21 protein-coding genes are annotated in these 20,498 nt (G+C 64.8%); 12 read left to right on the top strand and 9 right to left on the bottom strand.

All coding sequences use genetic code 11. From position 1 onward, the window contains the following. Positions 1–80: 80 nt before the first annotated feature. On the bottom strand, positions 81–2,393 hold the full coding sequence (locus ACIPZ8_RS03450) for an acylase (RefSeq protein ID WP_400719628.1): 2,313 nt from the start codon (positions 2,391–2,393) through the stop codon (positions 81–83). A 200-nt stretch (positions 2,394–2,593) separates the two neighbouring features. Between ACIPZ8_RS03450 and ACIPZ8_RS03445 the strand changes: the two genes are divergently transcribed. Beyond that, positions 2,594–2,968 carry a fe2+ zn2+ uptake regulation protein gene (locus tag ACIPZ8_RS03445; protein WP_400719626.1) on the top strand — a complete coding sequence of 125 codons (375 nt, stop codon included), beginning with the start codon at positions 2,594–2,596 and terminating at the stop codon, positions 2,966–2,968. Positions 2,969–3,003: 35 nt separating this feature from the next. On the opposite strand, the gene ACIPZ8_RS03440 is transcribed toward ACIPZ8_RS03445, so the two are convergent. Next, positions 3,004–3,192: a hypothetical protein gene (locus ACIPZ8_RS03440; protein WP_003248064.1), complete on the bottom strand. Its 189-nt coding sequence runs from the start codon at positions 3,190–3,192 to the stop codon at positions 3,004–3,006. A 148-nt stretch (positions 3,193–3,340) separates the two neighbouring features. On the opposite strand from ACIPZ8_RS03440, the gene ACIPZ8_RS03435 reads away from it, so the two are divergent. The 4 genes from ACIPZ8_RS03435 (at position 3,341) to ACIPZ8_RS03420 (ending at position 5,759) form a co-directional block, all read left to right on the top strand. Then, a complete protein-coding gene (locus tag ACIPZ8_RS03435) occupies positions 3,341–3,799 on the top strand; it encodes a hypothetical protein (protein WP_400719624.1) in 459 nt (152 codons plus the stop codon). Positions 3,800–4,032: 233 nt separating this feature from the next. Further along, positions 4,033–4,404 carry a Mor transcription activator family protein gene (locus ACIPZ8_RS03430; protein ID WP_400719622.1) on the top strand — a complete coding sequence of 124 codons (372 nt, stop codon included), beginning with the start codon at positions 4,033–4,035 and terminating at the stop codon, positions 4,402–4,404. 67 nt (positions 4,405–4,471) lie between these two features. Then, a complete protein-coding gene (locus ACIPZ8_RS03425; RefSeq protein WP_400719620.1) occupies positions 4,472–5,122 on the top strand; it encodes a DUF2589 domain-containing protein in 651 nt (216 codons plus the stop codon). Positions 5,123–5,201: 79 nt separating this feature from the next. Then, entirely contained in the window at positions 5,202–5,759 is a 558-nt protein-coding gene (locus ACIPZ8_RS03420; RefSeq protein WP_400719618.1) for a DUF2589 domain-containing protein, read from the top strand. Positions 5,760–5,765: 6 nt separating this feature from the next. Here ACIPZ8_RS03420 and ACIPZ8_RS03415 read toward each other — a convergent pair whose 3' ends face one another. The 3 genes from ACIPZ8_RS03415 to ACIPZ8_RS03405 are packed head-to-tail and all read right to left on the bottom strand — an operon-like array spanning position 5,766 to position 11,883. Continuing rightward, positions 5,766–9,440, bottom strand: a complete 3,675-nt coding sequence (locus tag ACIPZ8_RS03415) for a translocation/assembly module TamB domain-containing protein (protein ID WP_400719616.1) — start codon at positions 9,438–9,440, stop codon at positions 5,766–5,768. Continuing rightward, a complete protein-coding gene (locus tag ACIPZ8_RS03410) occupies positions 9,437–11,179 on the bottom strand; it encodes an autotransporter assembly complex family protein (protein WP_400719614.1) in 1,743 nt (580 codons plus the stop codon). The genes ACIPZ8_RS03415 and ACIPZ8_RS03410 overlap by 4 nt, the downstream gene beginning before the upstream one ends. A gap of 53 nt (positions 11,180–11,232) precedes the next feature. Next, complete coding sequence (locus tag ACIPZ8_RS03405; protein WP_400719612.1) at positions 11,233–11,883, bottom strand: GNAT family N-acetyltransferase; 651 nt, start codon at positions 11,881–11,883, stop codon at positions 11,233–11,235. A gap of 163 nt (positions 11,884–12,046) precedes the next feature. On the opposite strand from ACIPZ8_RS03405, the gene xthA reads away from it, so the two are divergent. Further along, entirely contained in the window at positions 12,047–12,859 is an 813-nt protein-coding gene (gene xthA / locus ACIPZ8_RS03400) for an exodeoxyribonuclease III (RefSeq protein ID WP_400719610.1), read from the top strand. Between the two features lie 107 nt (positions 12,860–12,966). On the opposite strand, the gene ACIPZ8_RS03395 is transcribed toward xthA, so the two are convergent. Then, the gene (locus ACIPZ8_RS03395) at positions 12,967–13,719 is read right to left on the bottom strand and encodes an anti-sigma factor family protein (protein WP_400719609.1); all 753 of its coding nucleotides are present in this window, start codon (positions 13,717–13,719) and stop codon (positions 12,967–12,969) included. Continuing rightward, positions 13,716–14,237, bottom strand: a complete 522-nt coding sequence (locus ACIPZ8_RS03390) for a sigma-70 family RNA polymerase sigma factor (RefSeq protein WP_400719607.1) — start codon at positions 14,235–14,237, stop codon at positions 13,716–13,718. Before ACIPZ8_RS03390 ends, ACIPZ8_RS03395 begins: the two co-directional genes overlap by 4 nt. Before the next feature lie 124 nt (positions 14,238–14,361). Here ACIPZ8_RS03390 and ACIPZ8_RS03385 point away from each other — a divergent pair, with 124 nt between their 5' ends. From ACIPZ8_RS03385 to ACIPZ8_RS03370, 4 genes are all read left to right on the top strand, one after another. Then, entirely contained in the window at positions 14,362–15,414 is a 1,053-nt protein-coding gene (locus tag ACIPZ8_RS03385) for a catalase family peroxidase (RefSeq protein ID WP_400719605.1), read from the top strand. Then, on the top strand, positions 15,411–15,944 hold the full coding sequence (locus ACIPZ8_RS03380; RefSeq protein ID WP_400719604.1) for a cytochrome b: 534 nt from the start codon (positions 15,411–15,413) through the stop codon (positions 15,942–15,944). The genes ACIPZ8_RS03385 and ACIPZ8_RS03380 overlap by 4 nt, the downstream gene beginning before the upstream one ends. An 87-nt stretch (positions 15,945–16,031) precedes the next feature. Further along, the gene (locus ACIPZ8_RS03375; RefSeq protein WP_400719602.1) at positions 16,032–17,237 is read left to right on the top strand and encodes an MFS transporter; all 1,206 of its coding nucleotides are present in this window, start codon (positions 16,032–16,034) and stop codon (positions 17,235–17,237) included. Between the two features lie 78 nt (positions 17,238–17,315). Continuing rightward, positions 17,316–17,861, top strand: a complete 546-nt coding sequence (locus tag ACIPZ8_RS03370; RefSeq protein ID WP_027916793.1) for a cupin domain-containing protein — start codon at positions 17,316–17,318, stop codon at positions 17,859–17,861. A 38-nt stretch (positions 17,862–17,899) separates the two neighbouring features. Here the strand turns inward: ACIPZ8_RS03370 and ACIPZ8_RS03365 are convergent, their stop codons facing one another. Together ACIPZ8_RS03365 and ACIPZ8_RS03360 are read right to left on the bottom strand one after the other, a co-directional pair. After that, the gene (locus ACIPZ8_RS03365) at positions 17,900–18,493 is read right to left on the bottom strand and encodes a 2-hydroxychromene-2-carboxylate isomerase (RefSeq protein WP_400719600.1); all 594 of its coding nucleotides are present in this window, start codon (positions 18,491–18,493) and stop codon (positions 17,900–17,902) included. 26 nt (positions 18,494–18,519) lie between these two features. Continuing rightward, complete coding sequence (locus tag ACIPZ8_RS03360) at positions 18,520–19,251, bottom strand: SDR family oxidoreductase (RefSeq protein ID WP_400719598.1); 732 nt, start codon at positions 19,249–19,251, stop codon at positions 18,520–18,522. Positions 19,252–19,338: 87 nt separating this feature from the next. Between ACIPZ8_RS03360 and ACIPZ8_RS03355 the strand changes: the two genes are divergently transcribed. Beyond that, complete coding sequence (locus ACIPZ8_RS03355; RefSeq protein ID WP_400719596.1) at positions 19,339–19,902, top strand: TetR/AcrR family transcriptional regulator; 564 nt, start codon at positions 19,339–19,341, stop codon at positions 19,900–19,902. Then, positions 19,889–20,482: a DUF4157 domain-containing protein gene (locus ACIPZ8_RS03350; RefSeq protein ID WP_085676968.1), complete on the top strand. Its 594-nt coding sequence runs from the start codon at positions 19,889–19,891 to the stop codon at positions 20,480–20,482. Before ACIPZ8_RS03355 ends, ACIPZ8_RS03350 begins: the two co-directional genes overlap by 14 nt. Positions 20,483–20,498 lie beyond the last annotated feature (16 nt).

The raw sequence follows: 20,498 nt of genomic DNA, 5'->3' as shown, positions 1-20,498 counted from the left end.
GGTACCACACCGCCCTTGAGACCTGTGCTTTACCGGTGGGAGCCGGCTTGCCGGCGATGAGGCCGGAACAGGCTATCGCCTCAAGGCCGGCTTGCCACGGCCCCCTTGTCCCGCTCACTGATCACATATTGCCGATACTCCGGGTCTGCCTTGATCTGCGCTTCGGTAAACGGTAACGCTGCCAGCTGCTTGGCCGAAAACGCCTTGGTCTGGTCGCTGAAATGCGCAGAGCCGGCTTCGCTGGACTGCGAAAACGCCAGCAATCCACGCGCCTGTGGCCCGTTTTCTGTAAAGCTCACCAACTGCAAGTAGCTGGTACCGCTGACCACCAGGCGCTTGCCCGGCCCGTGCGGCACGCTGAACATCGCATTGTAAACCCCCAGCTGCTGCGGCCCGCCCGGTACCGGCGTGCCATCGACGGCCTGCTGGATCTGCCCCCAACGGCTGCCCTCCTCCACGCCCGCCTTGGCCATTTGCTGCAGCGAGGCCAAGGCTGCTGCACGCAACAGTTTGCGCACAGCCGCCTGCTCCACCGCCAAGCCACGCGGGGTGTGCTGCGGGTCGGCCGGGTCGAAAGCCACGCGCCAGCTTTGCGGGTGCTTGGCCATGGCCTCGAGCATGTTCTGGAAATGCACCAGGCCAACACCACTGTTCACATCGGCCTTGCCATTCCAGGCGGCGAGGCTGGCGCACACACCCTGCAGGTCCGCCTCAGCCCCTTTGCACCACTGCAGCAGGTCGGGCAGCACCAGGCTAGCCAGGTAGACGTCGTCATCCAGCACCATGCGCTGCAAGTCATCAACGCCCAGCTTGGCGTTGCCTTGCAGGCGCTCGAGGGCGAAACGCCCGCGCAGGCCCAGCGGCTGGTCGCTGCGGCTGACCAAAGGCGAGAACCCGGTCAGCGGCTGGGCCGGGTTGGCCATCCAGGCCGGGTCGTTGGAGTTCTGCACGAAATCGTTGCGCTCCAGGCTTGGCAGCATCCGCGCCGGGAAGATACCAGGCTGCGCGGCCTGGGCATCGACCTTCCACTGGCAGGCGCTGCGTGACCCGTCCAGCACCACCAGCGGGCCTTGCGCCGCCGGGTTGCTGCATTGGCTCAGCAGTTGCTGATCGACATAAGGCACCACGGACTGATTCAGGTACAGCGCCTTGCCTTCGGCATCGACCGCCAGGGTGTTGACCCAGGGGATGCCCTGCAGCTGCTCGATGGACCCCTTGAGGGCATCCAGGCTGTCGGCTTGGTTGATGCGATACCACTGCTGCAGCACGCGCGTGTTGTCCAGGTTGGCATCGCGCAGGCTATAGGCCGCCTGGGTATCCCAATCCAGGCGACCGGGCCACTGCACCACTGGCCCGAAACTGGAGCTGTAGACCTGGCGCTCGACCTGGCTGAGCGAGCCATCCGCGGCCTTGACCGTGACGCTCACGGTCTGCCGTGCCATGGGGATCGACTTGCCATCCTGCAGGTAGTGGGTCGGGTCCTTGGGGTCCAGTTGCAGGCGATACAGGGTGAAGTGCTTCGAGGTGTCCACCGTGTGGGTCCAGGCCAGGTGGCGGTTGAAGCCGATGTTCACCACGGGCAGGCCGGGCAAGGCGGCGCCCATCACATCCAGCTTGCCTGGAATGGTCAGCTGCATCTGGTAGAAACGCATGCCGCCCATCCACGGGAAGTGCGGGTTGGCCAGCAGCAGGCCACGGCCATTGGCCGAGCGCTGCGCCCCCACTGCCACGGCGTTGCTGCCGCGCTCCGAGGCAAAGCGCTGCTGCTGGGCCAGTGCCATGTCAAAGGCCGGGGCTGCTTGCCGGGCAGCCAGCTTGGGCGGCTGGGCACCCGCCAGCGCTTCGGCGAACTGGCCCAGGCCCCCTTCGGCCAACAGCCGACGGGTCAGTTTGATCAGGTCCTGGCTGGTGATCGGGTGTACCCACTGGCCATCGCCACATTCCGCTGGCAGGCCTTGGCTGCGCCGCTCGGCCAGGGCGCGGTTGAAACCGCTGGCATACCCCTCCAGCAGTTCACGCACCTGCGCTGGCTGCGCCTGCATGAAGCCACTGACTGCCGTCGGCGTGTTGAGCCAGGTGAAGAACAGGTCGCTGACCAGGTTGTCGCGTTGTTCGAGGGTCTTGCCCTGGGGGCCGAAATAGCGCGAGCGCTCACCGTTGACCGTCAACACTTCGTTGGCCAGCAGGCACAGGTTGTCCTGGGCATAGGCATAGCCAATGCCGTACCCCAGGCCGCGCTCGTCCTTGGCGACGATATGCGGCACGCCAAAGCTGGTTCGGCGGATCTGCGCGCTGGCATCACTGCTGGTTTCCCGCGCCTGCACGGCTGCACTGGAGGCGACCAGGGCAGCCGCCAGGCTGACACAGGTCAAGGGATGCGAAATCGACAACACGGGCACTCCTCGGATTCAGGGGGTCATTCCCGATCAGACGAATGGCTGGATGAAAATTTTACGCGGACAGGCACCGCGAACCGTCATTAAGCAACACCGGCAGAATTTTTTCAGGCAGATGCTGCAGATTTGCCGTTCTCATTCGTCCTAATCAGTGAGGCACCCATATTTCGGGACAGTCCACGAAAAGGAGCATTCACATGTACAACCCGCAACCCTCATTGCAGACCGGGTGCATTCCGGGCAAGGCGGCCAACGGAGCGGTCGCATGCGTGGACGAGCGTACCGGCAACGAGCAGATTCGCGAACTGCTGCGCAGCTACGGCCTGCGTACCAGCCTCATTCGCCTGAAGGTGATCGATGCGCTGTACAGCGCGGACCGCAGCGGGCGCAGCATTGGCGTGCGCGGCGTGCATGCGCAACTGGAGCAACTGGACATCCCGTTGTCGTTCCTGAGCGTGCGCGAGGTGCTCAAGCGGCTGTGCGCGGAGGGTGTGATCAGCCTTGGCAGCGACAAGTGCTACAGCCTCAAGCCCGAAGCACGCGCCGTGCTCGAACAACCCTTGCCGCGCTGACTGAAGGCCGGCCTGGTGCGGCCGGCCGGCAGGCGTCAGGGCTTGACCTTGCGCCGCAGGATCCCGTTGATCACCACCACGACCACAGCAATGGCAATCGCCAGCATCTGGAAGGTCTGTTCACTGATCGTGCCTTGCTTCTGCAGATGAGACAGGCCCAGCATGAGGCCCAGTACCACCAGGATGATCAGAAGCGAGTATTTGAGGCGCTGCACGTGTGTCATCGAAAAATCCTTCAACATCGGGGGTATTTGCTCGCAACGAGCGGCGACAATGATACAACGCTGTTGCCTCGCAGCGCTGAATTTCCTGCTGAGCGCGGCACGTCAAGCCTGAAAGCATTGGACTCCCCCAATCCATGCTGGAGGCACCATGCGCACGTTTGCACTGTTCGTCATGCTGTTCACCCCTTCACTTCCCATCCTGGCCCTGGATACCCGCCAGACAGCGCCTGAGCGATTGCTCGAGCTAGGTGCCCAGCTGGCTGCCCATGCAGGCAACAGCCAATGGCAACAACTGTGGCAAAGAACCCGCGCAGCCGGGCACCTGCAAGCCAGGCCAGGCCATGCCTACTTCACCGTCCCGCAGCCGCTGTTGCCAGAACTGGCTCGCCAGGTGTTGGCGCAGGCAGACCAGGTCGAGCCTCAGGGCAACACCCTCGCCCGCTATCGACGCACCTTTCCCGACAAGGTCATCGGCGTGCTCGATAAACAGTCATTGAACAGCCTTTGCCTGCTCATCGACTGGCGCAGCTTGCCGCAAGAGCAGTCAGACAAAGCGCATGCCTACCTGGCAGGTGCAAGCTTCCTGAACAGTTATCCCTGCGAATAAAGGGGGCTGGTACTTACTCACTCGATGAAAAAGCAATCCTGCAAGAAATCGGGGCTGCACGGCAGCGCAGGGGCAACATCCTACATCGCCCGACATCGTTGCCTGCAAGCCCTGCTCACCAAAGCTACAACTGCCAGCCCTCTTGGCGCCTAGCGACAGCATTCGACGCTCATCGAGAATTCCTGCATGCCAACCACAGGCATCGCGCCCCATCCACCGCGAGGGAGTCTCATATGGAACTGCCAGATCTCACATCCATCGACATCAGCCAGTTACCGCATTCGTTGCAGGCCCTGATCGAATGCATCGGCCTTGAAAACGCCTACCAGTTGACCTGCGCCTACGGCGGCAGGCCCAAGTACATCCCCAAGCATCGCGAACGCACCAAGCTCGCCGACGTACTTCCGGCCGATGCGCTCGACGCCTTGATCAAACGCTTTGCCGGCGTGGCCCTGGAAATCCCCAAGGCAGACCATTTCCTGCGCCAGCTGCGCAACCTGCAGATCCAGAAAGAAAGCGCCAACGGCCTGTCCCGCAGCCTGCTGGCCAACAAGTATGGGCTGAGCCTGCGACAGATCGGCAACATCCGTCGCCAGGAGCACTGATCTGGCGGCCACCACCGCGGCCCCAACGTGGCCGCACCCCCAACCCTGAAGAAAAGAGAAGACGCCTATGTCCATCGACAATAGCCTCATCGGCTCGGTCATCAATGCCTTGCCCATGGACCGCATGATCGCCGCACCGCTGCAAGCCATGGTGCAGGCGCAGGTCACCGCCAGCAAATCCTACGCAGACTTCCTCATGCAAGTCTGCGTGCAAGATGGCAAGGCGGTTGCCATCCAGTTTGACTACGACGAAACGATCGTTGACGAACAAGGCGCGTACAAAGGCATCGTCAGCAAGTCTATGAAGGTGCCACTGCTGGCAGCCATCACCCACCCGAACATCACCATCGAAGAAGGTAACGTCGAATTTGAACTGACCATCAGCCAGATGGCCGAGGACCTCAGCGAATCCAGCAAGAGTGGCGAAATTGCCGGCTCGCTGGGCTGGGGGCCATTCAAACTCGATGTCAAGGGCAGCATCAGCAGCAAGTCCACGCAAACGCGCAAGACCGATACCCGGGCACGCTACGCGTTCAGTACCTCACTGCGCCGCCAGGATCCGCCGGAGGCCATGATGCGGGTGATCGACTTCCTCACCGAAGCCGCCACCAAGCCGACAGTGGTCAAGACCTCAACGCTGGAGAGCCCGGACTCGATCTCCCAGGCGGATACCCTCAAAGACACACCCGCCATCGAGAACGACAAAAACAATGCTTGAGGGTCACCCTCAGCTCGATGCCTGATCAGTCGCCCCACCCAGACTAGTGGGGCCTCATCCAACCTCAGGAGCCACTTCCTTGGACAACCTGCCAGCCCCCATCACCGCGATCGACCTGCGGGATATCACCCGCGGCCTGCAGGAGGCCGCTGCGGCCACCAACAGCCTGATAGCCCAGCAGTACATCAACCTGTTTGATCAATTCTTCGACTGCGACACCCGGGCACTCGGAAGCCCCATGAAAGCCAAGATGGTCGAGGTCGCCATGGACGACAGACACGTGTTGCGCGTGCCACTGTTCGCCCTGGTGGCGCCCAAGGGCCTGACCCTTGAGCGCATGCAGGTAGACCTGTCGGTGCGGGTCAATTCCACCGAAGGGCTGCGCACATTACGCGAGGAATGTGAACAGGCAAGCGCCGCCAGTTTCAAGGTGACGATCGGCGCACAGGGCCGCCAGAGCGAAGCCCGGGACCCTGACGAAGTGCAGATCCGCATGCAGTTTCATGCCAGCGAACCGCCCGAGGCGCTCAACCGCCTGATCGAGGAATACACCAAGCTGATTACACCTTTACACAAGCCCAACGCGCCTGTGCCCAGCGAAACCAACGAATTCATCGAGGCCGCCACCGTACGCTGACGCCCCTCAGAAGTCTCGCTTGTAGAAGATATCCAGAGAGCTTGCCAGCCCGCTGGCGGCCTCCAGATAGACCTTCTTGCTCAGTTTGTATCGCAGCGCAATGGTGTTGGCCGGCTCGAATACCCCGACCCCGTAGCGCAAGCTGAGCTTCTCGGTCAGGTTGCCACTGGCCACCACACTGGTGCTGTTACCGGAGCCTTCGGTGTCCAGCTGGAAGTCATCGATCCCCAGGCCCGATGCCAGGCTGCCGGTAATCCCGGCACTGCCTGCCAGGCCCAGGCCCAGCGCCGCTTCGGCAAGCATGTTGTTGTCCTCGCCGGTAGTCCCCAGTGGGCGCCCGAGCACCAGGTAGGACAACGCCTGCTCCTGGCTCATGGCTGGCTCCGAGAACACGCTGGTGGTCGGCTGCTCGGCACTGCCACTCAGGCGGATACCGGCAATCACATCGTCGACCTTGCGGATGGCCTCGATATCCAGATAGGGCTGGTCGATCGGCCCGGCAAACAACAGCCGTGCGCGGCGAATGGTCAGGCGCTGGCCATAGGCCCGGTAGCGACCATCGGCCAGGCTCAATTCGCCACGGGTGTCCATATTGTCACCGATGTGCACATGACCCAGCAGGTTGGCGGTCAGGCCGAAGCCGCTGAACGACAGCTTGTCCTGCCCCACGACCACGTCGATGTCCATGGCCATCGCCATGGGCGGTTTGCCCTCTTCGGTCTGATGGCCGACGATGACGGTGTCGTCCGAGACCTTGACGGTAGAGGGTGGCAACTCGCGCACCACGATCTTGCCCTTGGGCACCAGCACTTTACCGGTCACCGCCAGCTTGTCATCGATCAGGCGCAGGTTCAGGTCTGGCGCGACTTCCAGCGTGGCGTAGGGCTCGACGCTCACGGGCAGCTGCTGGCCCTGCAGGCGCAGGTCCATGCCCAGGGCCTGGCCCCAGGTCAGGTGGCCGTCGAGCTGGCCGCGGCCGGCCTCGCCGCTGCGCCAGCCGCCGTTGAGCTGCACCTGCTCGCCGGCGATCAAGGCCTGCAGCGACAGGTCCTGCAGGCTGACCGGCAACTCGGCGCCACTGACCTCACCGCCACTGAGCATCAGGTTGCCGTTGACCTGTGGCGCCAGCAAGGTGCCGGTCAAGCGCCCGCTGCCATTCAACTGCCCGGCCAGGCGCTCGACCATCGGCACGAACGGACGGGCGATCGACAGCTCCAGCCCGGCCAGGCGGAAGTCGCCCGACAGCGGCTTGTCCTTGCCCAGTGGATCGAGGCGCGTGTTCAGGCTCAGTTCGCCCAAGCGCTCGCCGCGAAAATCCAGGCGCGTATCGACCCGGCGTGGCGCCAGGGTGCTGTCCAGGCGCAGGGCCTGGTAAGGGAAGTCGATCCAGCGGCCTTTGTCGCGAACGCGCAACGTACCGCCACTGGCATCGACTCGAACGTTGCCTTTCGGGCCGCTGGCCGGGATATCCAGGTTCACGTCGGCATTGAGCATGCCCTGCCAGGCGAAGTCCTTCGGCAGCCATTGCGCCAGGCTCTCCAGCGGGAACTGCTTGAGGTGATAGCGCAGACGCGGCTCAGGTGCCAGACGCTGGTCCTCGCCGCACAGGCTGGCCTGGCCTGAGCGCCAGCAGTGGGCACCGAAATCCATTTGGCCACTGGCCAGTCGTTGCAGCCGGGCGGGTGCCTGCAGCTGCCAGTCCTGGCCGCCGGCCTGGATCCTGCCGCTGGCCAAGCGGCCACGCCAGTCACCTTTGTTCAGCTGGCCATCCAGGCCCAGGTCGAGCTTGAGTTGTGGGCCGTCCAGCGCCAGGGTCAGCGCCTGTTGGCGGATGTCGCCCTTGCCATTGGCCTGCAAGGTACCCAGCACGGTGTCGCCCACGCGGATGCCGTTGGCCTTGAGGTCGATCACACCCCGTTGAGCGCTGTCCAGGCGGGCCTCCAGGTCGAGCCGCTGGAGGCGGTTTTCTTCAATTGCCAATTGCTGGCCCTGCAGGGTCAGGTTGCCCTGCGGCGCGTTAAGCGTGCCGCTGACGTCCAGGCGCCCTTTCAACTGCCCTCGCAGCCTCGGCCACAGCTGGCCGAGCCGCGGCAGGTCGAGATCGACACGCCCGGCCAGGCGCTGCTGCAGGCTACCGCTACCGTTGATACGGTTATCGCCCAATTGCACAGCCAGGGCACCGAGCGTCCAGCTCTGCCCGGCTCCTTGGGCCTCGACCTTGAGCACCGCCGGCTGCCCGCGCAGGCGCCCTTTGAGGTCAAGCTGGGCATCCAGGCTGAGCTGCTCGCCTTTCATCTCACCCTTGCTACGCAGCGGCCCGGCCAGGGTACCGGGCAGCTCGGCAAGCCAGTACGCCGGGTCCAGGGCCGACAACTGCAGGTCGACGTCCCAGGCCAGGGTATCGGCAAAGCGCACCGCGACGCTGCCAGCCGCCTTGCCCTGCCCGGCCGTCAGCGCCAGTTGCGGCAAGCGCACCTGGCCCAGGTCACCTTCGAACGGGCTGGCCAGGGTAAAGGCCCCGGCAGGGCCGTCGAGGTCACCGTTGAAGGTGCCTTGGTAATTGCCATTCTGGTAGTGGACCTGGGCATTGAAACGCTTGAGGGTCACCTGCGGTGGTGTTTCCAGCGGGTAAAGGCGCAGCCACGGAAAGTCCTGCCAATCCAGCTGGGCGTCGGCCTTCAACGCCTGCTGCCAGTCAACGCTGGCCTGCAACTTGACGCGCTGGGTGTCGCTGGCCGTCAGGTCCAGGGCATCCAGCCTGGCGCCCTTGGCGTCCACCTTGCCGGTCAGCGCCAGTGCGATCGGTGCCTGCTCGGCCGGCAGGCTGGCACTGCCAGACAGTTGATAGCCCTTGAGCAGATCACCCTGGGCATCCAGCACGAGCTGATTGAGCTGCAAGGTGTCGGGCAACGATGCCGTTGGCTTGAAGGCTTCGGCGCGAATCTGCAGTTTCGCCGGCAAGTGTTCGGCAAGGGCCTGCACCGTCCCGCTCAGGCGGGCATCAAGGTAGCCGCTGCTGGTGGCGTCGAGGTTGAGGGTTTTCTGCAATTCGCCCTTTGCGTTCAGCGCCAGCTGCCAAGCCTTGCCCTCAACCGCAGGCAATTGCACCTGGCCTTGCAGTTGTACCGGCCAATCGCCCTCAGGTTGCAAATCGCCCTGCACTTGCACGTGCAAATCGTCACGTTGCAGCTGCAGGCTGTCGATGCGCAGGCCGCTCGCGGTCCAATGCGCCGCCAGGTGCAGGTCGCCGAGCAGATCACTGCCATCAAGCCGCAACTGGCCTACCTTTACCTCGCCGACCTCGATCGCCACCGGCAAACGCAGCGCTGGCAACTGCAGCGGGCCACTTTCGGCCGGTTGATCGCCAGGCGCGAAGGCCATGTCGACCCGCCGGGCCTGCAACTGGTCGATGCACAGCGTGGCGCGCAGGAGGCAAGCCGGCGACCAGCTCAGTAGCGGTGCCTCCACTTGCACATTATTGCCGCCGTCGACCCAGCTCAAATGGCTGGCCTGCCAGGTGCCCGCCAGACGGCCCTGAAAATCGTCGATAGTCAGCCCTGGCACCCGGCCGAGTGCCCAGCGGCTGCCACCTTCGGTTCCCAGCAACACACCCAGGACCAAAGCCACCAGCAACATACTGCCGAGCACACCCAGCAGAATGAATTTCAACACACGCATCACAGCTCGGGCCCCATGGAGAAGTGCAGGCGAATACCACCGTCGTCATCGAGTGCCTTGGCCAGGTCCAGGCGCAGCGGCCCGACCGGCGACACCCAGCGCACACCGAAACCGACCCCGGTCTTGAGGCTGGGCAGCTCCAGGGTGTTGAACGCGTTGCCCTGGTCGACGAAGGTCGCCACCCGCCATTTTTCGGCCAGCGAATACTGGTACTCGACACTGCCCGCGACCAGATAGCGGCCGCCGATGCGGTCGCCGTCGCTGTTCTTCGGCGACAGGGTCTGGTAGTCGTAGCCGCGCACGCTCTGGTCGCCACCGGCGAAGAAGCGCAGCGACGGCGGAATGTTGTTCTTGTAGCCATTGGTGGCACTGCCACCGAACTGCACCCGACCGAGAAAACGGTGGTTGTGTCCGAGGGTGGTCAGGCCCTTGAGCAGGACATTGCCATGCAACAAGTTGGTGTCGGACATCAGCCCTTCCTTGGCCACCTGGGTGTCGAACTGCAAGCGGTAGCCGTTGTGCGGGTCGATACGGTTGTCACTGCGCAGGTAGGAAAAACTCACGCCTGGCATCAGCAGGTTGCTCAGCCCCGAATCATCGCCCAGGCGGTACTCTTCGCGCTGGTATTTGAGCGAGATCACCCGCTGCCAGCCGCTGGCCAGCTTGCTGTGCCACTCCGGGCCGACGGTCAGCAGCTTGCTGAGGGTGTCGGTGCCGGCGATTTCTTCGTTCTGGTAGCCGCCGGCGAAGCGCAGCTTGTCGGTCAAGGGTGGGTCCAGGGGCACGTCGTACCACAAGCCGACGTTCTGCCGCGGTGCCGAAAGCTCGGTTTCCCAGCCATAACTGTGGCCTTGCGGGTTGACCCAGTGCCGTGTCCAGTTGGCCTTGCCACGCGGCCCCACGTCGGTCGAGAAGCCCAGGCCCAGCCCCATGGTGCGGGGCTTGCGGGTGTCGAGGCGGACGTCCACCGGGATGTCTTCGCCTACCGCCGCCGTGGGCGCGGCATCGACCCGCACGCCTTCGAAATAGCCGCTCGATTGCAGGTCGTTGTTGAGTTGGGCGATCAGTTCGGAGTCGTAGGGCGTGCCGGGCTTGAACGAGACCATGCGCTGCAGCAGGTCTTCGTCCAGCGGTGTGTCACCACTGAATTTCACGGCCCCGAGGCGATAACGCGGACCGCTCTGGTAAACCAGCTCGATATCCGCCACGCCGGCCTGAGGGTCGACCGCCAGGCGCTGGCGCGTGAAGTGGCCACTGAAGAAGCCATACCGCGAAGCCTGGTTCTGGATCAGCCGCTTGGCATCTTCGTACAGGCCGTGGTTGAGCGGTTCGCCCGCACGCAGGGCCCGGCTGTCAGGCACGCGAAAGGCTGTCATCTCGCTGGCCGGCCCTTCGATGCGCACGGTCACGTTGCGCAGGCGCACCGGCTCGCCGGGGTCGATCTTGATGATCAGTTGTGGGGGCTGATCGGCCTTGGCCGGCGGCTTGACCTCGGTGTCGATCTGCGCCTGATAGTAGCCAAGTGCCTGCGCGGCCTTGCGCGCCTGCTCCTGGGCTCCGCGACTGAAACGCAGCAGCGCTTCTTCATCGCGGTCGCCCAGGGTACCGATATAGCCTTCGACATTGGCCTTGAGCGCCTTGTTGGCAGGTTTTACCTTCACCAGCAACTCGCTCTGGCCCCATGCTGCAACACTGGCGGCCCAGAAAACCAGGCCCCAGGTTAATCTTCCTGAATACGTCATGCGCCGCATGCTACCAGAGCCGGGCGCTCAAGGGAGGCGCCTGGCGGCCCACTTCAAGCAATTGATGACATGGATGAAACTGGATTGGGATGAAAGAACACCCTTTCCCGGATTGGCCCTACAGCCACTTCGCCTATCTCTTCATAGCCCTGGCGCGCGTAGAAGGCCAGGTAATGCTCGTTGCCAGAATCCAGCACCACGCCCTGGGTATTGGGGTCTTCTGCACACCAGTCGTGTACAGCTTGTAACAATTGTTCGCCGTAGTGACAGCCACGAAATTGCGGATGCACCCCCAGCAGCGGCAGCATATGCACCTGCCCGGTCGGCAGGCAACTGGCCAGCGCCGCCTGGTAATCCATGTACCGCCGGGTGCAGCGCTGGCCGGTACCCAGCAGCATGCGCAAGCGCCAGGCCCAGCTGTCGGCCACACCCAGGCGGCGTTGCGGCGGCACGATCAGGGCCAGGGCGATCAGGCGGTCTTCCAGGAGCAGGCCGATGGCCGGCAGTTGCAGATAGAAGTGCTGGCGTACCCACTCGCGCACCATCACCCGCAGCCGGCGTTCGTAGCCCGGGCGCTGGGCCTCGAAGATATAGGCGAAGGTCGGTTCGTGGCGGTAGGCGTTGTACAGCAGCGAGCGTGCCTCACGGCTGTAGCCGTCATCGAGGGTGCAGATACGCGCCTGGGCGGCAGTGGCTTCGAGCATGGCGGGTCGTCCTCCTGGAAAGGGCATGTCAGTGCCTTGGAGGTGCTCCACTGCGCATCGTTCACCTCAACCAGCACGTTAGCAGTGCCTGGACCAAGCCGCCACGCTGGTGATGAACGCCGATGTCGGCTAGCATCCGGCCTTTTACCAGGATTGTCTTTCCATGAAGATCGTCTGTTTCAACATCAACGGCCTGCGGGCCCGCCCGCACCAGCTGGCGGCGCTGATCGAAAAGCACCAGCCGGACGTGATCGGCCTGCAGGAAACCAAGGTCAGCGACGATCAGTTCCCTTTGGCCGATATTCAGGCATTGGGCTACCACGTGCACTACCACGGCCAGAAGGGCCACTACGGGGTCGCCCTGCTCTCGCGCCAGGCACCGCTGAGCCTGTTCAAGGGTTTTGCCACGGATGAAGAAGATGCCCAGCGCCGCTTCATCTGGGGCACCTTCGCCGATGCCGACGGCAACCCGATCACCATCATGAACGGCTACTTCCCGCAAGGCGAAAGCCGCGACCACCCCACCAAGTTCCCGGCCAAGCAGCGCTTCTACAGCGACTTGCAATCACTGCTCGAAGGGCAGTTCAGGAACGAGCAGCCGGTACTGGTGATGGGCGACATGAACATCTCGCCCCAGGACTGCGACATCGGTATCGGTCCGGACAACGCCAAGCGCTGGCTGAAGACCGGCAAGTGCAGCTTCCTGCCGGAAGAACGCGAGTGGATGGAACGCCTCAAGGGCTGGGGCCTGGTGGACAGCTTCCGCCACCTGCACCCGGAGGTGGCCGACCGCTTCAGCTGGTTCGACTACCGCAGCCGCGGCTTCGAGGACGAACCCAAGCGCGGGCTGCGCATCGACCTGATCATGGCCTCCCAGGCTCTGGTGCCGCGGATCAAGGCGGCCGGCGTGGACTATGAGCTGCGCGGCATGGAAAAGCCTTCGGACCATGCGCCGATCTGGCTCGAATTGAGCTGAGTTGTCTGGGGTGCATGCCGTCAGGGATGTGTCGCCTGTGAGACCGAGCGCCGCCCGCGCGGCGCTCGATCTCAAACCCACCGCAAACCTCAAGCCTTAAACCCCCGCTACAACCCAAGGCGCAACGCCTCCCCCACCCCGGCCCCACGCCCGTCGTCCGCTGCGCTGACCAAGGCAAAGTTGTACGCCCCATGCGACCAGTACCGAGCCTCCAGCTGCCCATCGACCCGTTGCCCCTGGGGCATGCGTTCATAGCGATCACCCGGTGAGCGCAGGAACAGGCTGATGCGCTGGCCGTTGCGGTCCTGGAACACCAGCAGCGCCGCCGGCCCCTGCTCGTTGCTGAGCAACCGTGCGCCCACCGGCCGAAAGCCGTAACCCGCCAGGTCCGGCAACTGCCCCACGCGGCTGAAATGCCGGCCCAGCCAGGCGCGCAGCTGCGCCGGGTCACTGGCCTGGATATCCAGCGCTTCGCTGCTGGCGAACAAGCGATGGGCCTGTACTGCGTCGGCCATCGGCAGCTCATTGCCGGCCAAGGTCACCTGCCGGGCCTGCCAGCCACCCAACCCGCCGACCCCCATGGCCAGCAACAACACCGCCGCCGAAGCCAGCCGCCGCTGCCGGCGCTGGCGCACCCGCTGCTGCACCTGACGCAGGTCGAGCGTGGCCGCCCCAGGCTGCTCGGCAAATCCTGCCAAGGCCACACGCAGGCGCCGGGCATCGTTGCGCCAGGCTTCGACCCGCGCCGCTTCCTGCGGGTTGGCCGCCAGCCAGGCCTGCACCTCGGCGCGCCGCGTCGGCTCCAGACGGTCATCGATGTAGGCGTGCAGCTCGTCTTCACCAGGGATCAGGCGTGTCATTTGAGTCTCCGCAAGGCCGGCGGCTGGGGGTTGCCCTCGGTCAGTTCGCGCAACGCGGCACGGGCGCGCGACAGGCGCGACATCACCGTGCCAATAGGGATTTCCAGGGCCGCGGCCGCTTCCTTGTAACTCAGCCCCTCGATGCTCACCAGCAGCAGCAAGGCCCGCTGTTCGGTCGACAGGTGGGCGAAGGCCTGCAAGTCGGCCTGGGCCAGGACGATGTCCTCGGTATTGTCGCCCACCGCTTCGTGATCCACTGCACTGCGGCCGAACCACGACAGCCAGCGGGCATGCAAGCGCTCGCGGCGCTTACCATCGAGAAACAGCCGATAGAGAATGGTGAACAGCCAGGCGCGCAGGGCCTCGGCTTCGCGTTGCTGGCCACGGCGGCTCAAGGCGCGCTCGACCGTGGCCTGGACCAGGTCATCGGCGCTGCCGGGCTCGCGGGTCAGCCACACGGCAAAGCGGCGCAGGCGCTGCAGCAGCTCACGCCACTGCTGTTCGTCCAGATCGTGCATGGTCAGGTACCGGGCGCTGGGGTTGTCAGTGTATGGGGCAGACGCCTGGCGAGAAAATCTATTCCCGCCGATGGAATAAGTTTTTCCCTGCCCCGTCGTACCGGCACCTTCACTGAACCGGAAGATGACCATGAACTCACCCTTGCAAGGCCCCGCCAAGGCACTGCGCCTGGCCGGCATCGGCGCCGTGATGCTGGCGCTGGGCGCCGGCTTCGCCTATGCCGCTGGCTGGATCGGCGGGCCGCAGCTGACGCCGCAACGCATCATCGACACCTTCGAGGCCCAGGCCGGGCACCATCCGGGCTACCGCAAGAACCACGCCAAGGGCCTGTGCGTGAGTGGTTACTTCCAGCCCAGCGGCCAGGCCGCGGCCTTGTCTACGGCACGCGCCTTCAGCCAGGCGCGGGTGCCGGTGATCGGCCGCTTCGCCATCGGCGGGGCCAACCCGTTCGCCCCGGATACCGGCGTACCGGTGCGCAGCCTGGCGATCCAGCTGAGCACCGATGACGGCCAGATCTGGCGCACCGGCATGAACAACCCACCGGTGCTGGCGGTCAGCACCCCGCAGGGCTTCTATGATCAGGTACTGGCCGGTGCACCCGACCCGGCCACCGGCAAGCCGGACCCGGCGAAGCTGCAAGCCTTCTTCGCCGCCCACCCGGAAAGCGCGGCGTTCCGCCAGTGGGCGTCGGGCTACAAGCCCAGCGACAGCTTCGCCAGCACCCAGTACCACAGCATCAACGCCTTCCGCCTGATTGATGCCAGCGGCACGGCGCACCCGGTACGCTGGCAGCTCGAACCGCAAACGCCATTCACCGCCCTGCCCGGCCAGGTCGACGACAAGCAGTTCCTCCAGCACGACCTGCAACAGCGCCTGGCCCAAGGGCCGCTGCGCTGGACCTTACGCCTGGTGCTGGCCGACCTGGGCGATGCGGAGGACGACCCGGCCCGCCCATGGCCGGCCGAACGCCGTAGCGTCGATGCCGGCACCCTGGTGGTCGAGCAGGTCGACGCCCCCGAGCAAGGCGCCTGCCGTGACCTGAACTTCGACCCGTTGATCCTGCCCAGCGGCATCGAACCGTCCGCCGACCCGATCCTCGCCGCCCGCTCGGCCGCTTATTCGGAATCCTTCAACCGCCGCAGCCGCGAGTCTCTCGGCGCAGGAGCACAGCGATGAAACCTGAAGTCTTCCACCCCTTGGCGCGCCTGGTGCACTGGCTGATGGCAATCCTGATCGTCAGCATGCTGTTCATCGGCGTGAGCATGGTCGGCGACTTGTCACCGCGCCACCCGCTGCTGGTCGAACTGCACAAGGCCACAGGCCTGGCATTGCTGTTGCTGGTGATCGTGCGCATAGGCCTGCGCCTGACCTTGCCACATCCACCACTGCCAGCCGACCTGCCGGCGTTTCAGCGCTTTGCGGCCGGTGCCTCGCATCTGCTGCTCTACGGCCTGATGCTGGCCATGCCGCTGCTGGGCTGGGCGATGCTGTCGGCGGGCGGCTACCCACGTCCCCTGCAACTGCCGGCTATCGCTGCGCACGACCTGCAGCTGTACGCCGTGCTGCGCCAGGCCCATGGCTGGGCCGGTTACCTGTTGTTCGCCACCGTGCTGGTGCATCTGGGGGCGGCGCTGATGCATGCCCTGGTGCGTCGTGACGGCGTGTTGCGTAGCATGTGGCCAGGCCCGGTGCGGCGCAGCGAATGACAGGCTGCTGCCCGGGCGGGCTCGACAAACAACAATTATTCTCATTAAGCTCGACAGCTTTCTTGTCGACCTGCCCTGGACTGCCTGATGAACGTCGCAAAGGACCCTGCGTTACTGACACCCGCCAGCACCCTGGACATGCGCCCGCTGCTGCTGGCCAACATGGCCTGCACCATGTCGATGATGGCCTTCGTCGCGCTGATCGGGCCGATCTCGCGCCTGTTGGGCATGGCCACCTGGCAAGCTGGCGCGGCGGTGACCGTGGCCGGCGTGGTCTGGGTGCTGCTGGCGCGCCCGTGGGGGCGGTTGTCCGACCGCCTGGGGCGCCGCCGTATCCTGCTGCTGGGCAGCGCCGGCTTCACCCTGGCCTACTGGCTGCTGTGCCTGTTCGTCGAAGGGGCACTGCGCTGGCTGCCGGGGGCGGGCCTGGCGTTCGTCGGGCTGATGCTGGCACGGGGTTGCATCGGTGCCTTCTACGCCGCCATCCCGGTAGGCTGCAACGCGCTGATCGCCGACCATGTCGAGCCACAGCGCCGGGCACGGGCCATGGCGTCGCTGGGCGCGGCGAATGCCGTGGGCCTGGTGGTGGGGCCGGCGCTGGCGGCCATGCTGGCACAGCACAGCCTGAGCCTGCCGTTCCATGTCATGTCGCTGCTGCCGGCCAGCGCCTTCCTGGTGCTGTTGTTCAAGCTCAAGCCCCAGCCCCTTGCGCAAAACCATGCGCCCAGCCCTGTCCGGCTCAGCGACCCTCGCCTGCGCCGGCCACTGCTGGTGGCGTTCAGCGCCATGCTGAGCGTCACGGTGTCGCAGATCGTCGTCGGTTTCTTCGCCCTCGACCGCCTGCAGCTGGCGCCGACCGATGCTGCCCAGGCTGCCGGCATCGCCCTGACCACCGTCGGGGTGGCGCTGATCCTGTCGCAGGTGCTGCTGCGCCAGCTGGAGTGGCCACCCTTGAAGATGATCCGGGTCGGCGCCAGTGTGTCGGCGGTGGGTTTCGCCTGCGGCGCACTGGCCACCACGGCGCCCTGGCTGTGGAGTTGCTACTTTGTTGCCGCAGCGGGCATGGGCTTCGTATTCCCGGCGTTTTCCGCGCTGGCAGCCAATGCCATGCAGGCCTCGGAACAAGGCGCCACCGCAGGCTCGGTTGGCGCAGCCCAGGGCATGGGCGCAGTGATCGGCCCGCTGGCCGGAACGCTGGTCTACGCCCTGGACCCACGCCTGCCGTTCCTTGCGGTGGCGCTGCTGTTGCTGCTGGTCGGGCTGTGGCCGCTGCCGCGCGATCAACGCCCCTGAAAGCACAGCGCGCAAGCGTGAAGAGTGTGTTTTAATGCGTCGCTAATTATTTTAAACACCTCTGATTACAAGGCGGCTATGGACACGGGGACGCGACTCAAACTTGTGCGTGAACGCAACAACCTCTCCCAACGGGAACTGGCCCGCCGCAGCGGGTTGACCAATTCGACGATCTCGCAGATCGAACAGAACCGGGTCAGCCCTTCGGTCAGCTCCCTGAAAAAACTCCTCGAAGGGATCCCCATGACCCTCGCCGAGTTCTTCAGCTTCGACGAACCGGTGCGCGAAGAGCGCTTCGTGTTCCGCGCCAGCGAGCAGCCGGACCTGGGCCGTAACGGTCTGCGCATGCTGCTGGTCGGCGCCAGCGTCGAGGCCCGGCAGATGCGCATGCTGCGCGAGCTTTACGCACCGGGTGCCGACTCCGGCGAGCCGATCGTGCATGCCGAAGGCGAAGAATGTGGCCTGGTCACCCGCGGCACCGTGGAATTGTGGGTCGATGGCCAGGTGAGCATCCTCAACTCGGGCGATGGCTACTACATCCCCACTACCCTGCCGCACAGCTTCAAGAACATTGGCCAGGACGAGGCGGAAATCATCAGCGCCAACACCCCGGCCAATTTCTGAGCCAGGTTTGGCCTCGCCCACGGCGAGGCCACCCGGCGTCAACGGCTCAGCGCTTCTTCGACGAAATCCAGGCGATCCTGGCCGAAGAACATCTCCCCGTCGACAAAACAGGTCGGCGCACCGAATACACCCCGCGCAACCGCCTCCTCGGTCACCCGCTTGAGCTCGGCCTTTACTTCGCCATCCGCCGCCAGCGCATGAAACGCCGCCGCGTCGAAGCCGGCCTGGCCGAGCGTTTCATCCAATGCCGAGCCATCGCTCAAGTTGCGCCTGTGTTCCCACAGTCCCTTGAACAGTACGGTCAACAGCGCTTCGAACCGCGCTGACGCTCGAAGCTGCATGCCGATGGCGCCGCGCATCAGGGTCAGGGTGTTCACCGGGAACCCTGGCGGCAGACCGAACGGCACGCCATAGCGGCGGGCATAACGGCCAAGGTCGGTGAACATGTAGCGGCCCTTGGCAGGGATCATCGCTGGCGAAGCGTTGCCGGTGGCCTGGAACACGCCGCCAAGCAGCATTGGCCGGTACACCAGGGTCGCGCCATGCCGGGCGCAGAGGGCAGGCAGCTGAGTCCAGGCCAGATAGCTGGCCGGGCTGCCCAGGTCGAAGTAGAACTCCACGGTCTTGCTCATGCATCACACTCCTTGATCAGTCAGGCTTACCAGCGCTCCATCCACGGGCGCAGGTCCAGTTCGAAGGTCCAGGCATCACGGGGCTGGGCATGCAGGAACCAGTAGCTGTCGGCAATGTGCGCCGGGTCGAGAATGCCGTCCTGATCCTTCAGCGCGTAGCGTTCGGGGAACGTGTCGCGGATGAACGCCGTGTCAATGGCACCATCCACCACCACATGGGCAACGTGGAGGTTCCGCGGGCCGAGCTCCCGCGCCATGCTCTGGGCCAGGGCGCGCAGGCCATGCTTGGCCCCGGCGAAGGCCGCGAAACCGGCAGCGCCGCGGGTGCCGGCGGTGGCGCCAGTGAAGAGGAGGGTGCCGCGCTCACGGGTGACCATGCGCCGGGCTACCGCTTGCGCCGTGAGGAAGCCGGCGAAGCAGGCCATTTCCCAGATCTTGAAGTATTTGCGCGGTGTCTCCTCAAGGATGCTGCATGGCACATTGGCGCCGATATTGAAGACAAAGGCTTCGATCGGGCCAATATCACGTTCGATGGTGTCGACCAGCTCGGCAACCTCCTCTTCCTTGCGCGCATCCGAGCCGAAGCCATGGGCCTGGCCGCCTGCAGCGCGGATCTCATCGATCAGCGGCTGCAGCTTTTCAGCCTGGCGGCGGGTAACACACGCGACATAACCCTCACGGGCAAAGCGCTTGGCGATCGCGCCACCGGTCGCGTCCCCGGCCCCGATCACCAGCACCACTTTTTGTTGTTCTGCCATGCCTGCCTCCATTGGTGAATGATCGTTTAGTAAATGAACGCTATGTTATGATCGCCCCCATCGTCAAGCAGCGCGAAGAGGTCGTGCATGCGCTACTCCACCGAACACAAGCAGCAGACCCGCGACAGGCTGCTGGCCAGCAGCGGCGCGCTGGCCAAGCGCGGCGGGTTCTCCAGTACCGGCGTGGCCGGATTGATGAAAGCCATCGGCCTGACCGGCGGCGCCTTCTACAACCACTTCCCGTCCAAGGACGACCTGTTCACCGAAGTGGTCCGCCAGGAACTGTGCAACAGCCCGCTGGCCCGCCTGGCCAACCAGGGTGCCAGCCGCGAACGCCTGGCCCGCTGCCTGCAGCAGTACCTGAGCCTGGCACACCTGCACAATGCCGAAGGCGGCTGCCCGCTGCCGCCCCTGGGGGTGGAAATCGCCCGCGCCGAACAACCTGTGCGCGAAGAGGCCGAGCACTGGCTGGTGAGCCTGCATGCCGCGTGGAGCGAAACCCTGCAAGACCCGGCGCTGGCCTGGGTGCTGATCAGTCAGTGCGTCGGCGCACTGGTGGTCGGGCGCATGCTGGCCAGTGAAGCGGTGCAACTGCAGTTGCTCGATGCCAGTAAAGGCTTTGTCGACAGGGCATTGAATGAAGCGGATTAACCTGCTGTTGGGGCTGCTGCTGGCAGCGCCTGCCCTGGCCGAACAGGCCTGCCCGCCTGGGCAGTATCAGGTGTGCCTGATGGGCTGTTTCTGCGCGCCGATCGACCCCGGCCAGGCCGGGCAGGTGCTCAAGGATGTCGAGACCGTGGCATCGGGCAGCCTGGCGTTTGCCTTGCAACAGGCTCGCGACGAGGCCACTGCCAGCGGCAGTCAACCGATCCCCTTGCACATCCGCGCGCAACTGGAGCCCTGGTACGACTTTGCCGTGCTCGATGCCGCGCGCTACCGGGTCGGTGACGAGCAGCAGGTCACGGCGGCCAACGCCATGCTGCAGAACCCGGACGTGAACGCGGTGACGCTGATCGACACCATCATCTTCCGCCACGCCAGCGATGCCGAGGACAACGTGGCGTTGTGGGCCCATGAGCTGAAGCATGTGCAGCAGTATCAGCAACTGGGGGTGAATGAGTTTGCCCGGCGCTATACACGCAACTACGAAGAGCTGGAAGGGCCGGCCTACAAGATCGAGGCCGAGGTGGGGAAGGCATTGCGTGAGCGCAGTTCCGGGCAGGCTCGATAGCCTGCACCGTAAACAT

Origin of the sequence: Pseudomonas sp. NPDC089422 (assembly GCF_044749405.1) — a bacterium.
Taxonomy (GTDB): domain Bacteria; phylum Pseudomonadota; class Gammaproteobacteria; order Pseudomonadales; family Pseudomonadaceae; genus Aquipseudomonas.
This window is presented reverse-complemented; position numbering and strand designations above follow the sequence as displayed.

Bases quoted from the DNA above. Each gene is read 5' to 3' on its own strand.
- ACIPZ8_RS03445 (WP_400719626.1), top strand. From the start codon at position 2,594: ATGTACAACCCGCAACCCTCATTGCAGACCGGGTGCATTCCGGGCAAG.
- ACIPZ8_RS03440 (WP_003248064.1), bottom strand. From the start codon at position 3,192: ATGACACACGTGCAGCGCCTCAAATACTCGCTTCTGATCATCCTGGTG.
- ACIPZ8_RS03435 (WP_400719624.1), top strand. From the start codon at position 3,341: ATGCGCACGTTTGCACTGTTCGTCATGCTGTTCACCCCTTCACTTCCC.
- ACIPZ8_RS03430 (WP_400719622.1), top strand. From the start codon at position 4,033: ATGGAACTGCCAGATCTCACATCCATCGACATCAGCCAGTTACCGCAT.
- ACIPZ8_RS03425 (WP_400719620.1), top strand. From the start codon at position 4,472: ATGTCCATCGACAATAGCCTCATCGGCTCGGTCATCAATGCCTTGCCC.
- ACIPZ8_RS03410 (WP_400719614.1), bottom strand. From the start codon at position 11,179: ATGACGTATTCAGGAAGATTAACCTGGGGCCTGGTTTTCTGGGCCGCC.
- ACIPZ8_RS03405 (WP_400719612.1), bottom strand. From the start codon at position 11,883: ATGCTCGAAGCCACTGCCGCCCAGGCGCGTATCTGCACCCTCGATGAC.
- xthA (WP_400719610.1), top strand. From the start codon at position 12,047: ATGAAGATCGTCTGTTTCAACATCAACGGCCTGCGGGCCCGCCCGCAC.
- ACIPZ8_RS03395 (WP_400719609.1), bottom strand. From the start codon at position 13,719: ATGACACGCCTGATCCCTGGTGAAGACGAGCTGCACGCCTACATCGAT.
- ACIPZ8_RS03390 (WP_400719607.1), bottom strand. From the start codon at position 14,237: ATGCACGATCTGGACGAACAGCAGTGGCGTGAGCTGCTGCAGCGCCTG.
- ACIPZ8_RS03385 (WP_400719605.1), top strand. From the start codon at position 14,362: ATGACCATGAACTCACCCTTGCAAGGCCCCGCCAAGGCACTGCGCCTG.
- ACIPZ8_RS03380 (WP_400719604.1), top strand. From the start codon at position 15,411: ATGAAACCTGAAGTCTTCCACCCCTTGGCGCGCCTGGTGCACTGGCTG.
- ACIPZ8_RS03375 (WP_400719602.1), top strand. From the start codon at position 16,032: ATGAACGTCGCAAAGGACCCTGCGTTACTGACACCCGCCAGCACCCTG.
- ACIPZ8_RS03370 (WP_027916793.1), top strand. From the start codon at position 17,316: ATGGACACGGGGACGCGACTCAAACTTGTGCGTGAACGCAACAACCTC.
- ACIPZ8_RS03365 (WP_400719600.1), bottom strand. From the start codon at position 18,493: ATGAGCAAGACCGTGGAGTTCTACTTCGACCTGGGCAGCCCGGCCAGC.
- ACIPZ8_RS03360 (WP_400719598.1), bottom strand. From the start codon at position 19,251: ATGGCAGAACAACAAAAAGTGGTGCTGGTGATCGGGGCCGGGGACGCG.
- ACIPZ8_RS03355 (WP_400719596.1), top strand. From the start codon at position 19,339: ATGCGCTACTCCACCGAACACAAGCAGCAGACCCGCGACAGGCTGCTG.
- ACIPZ8_RS03350 (WP_085676968.1), top strand. From the start codon at position 19,889: ATGAAGCGGATTAACCTGCTGTTGGGGCTGCTGCTGGCAGCGCCTGCC.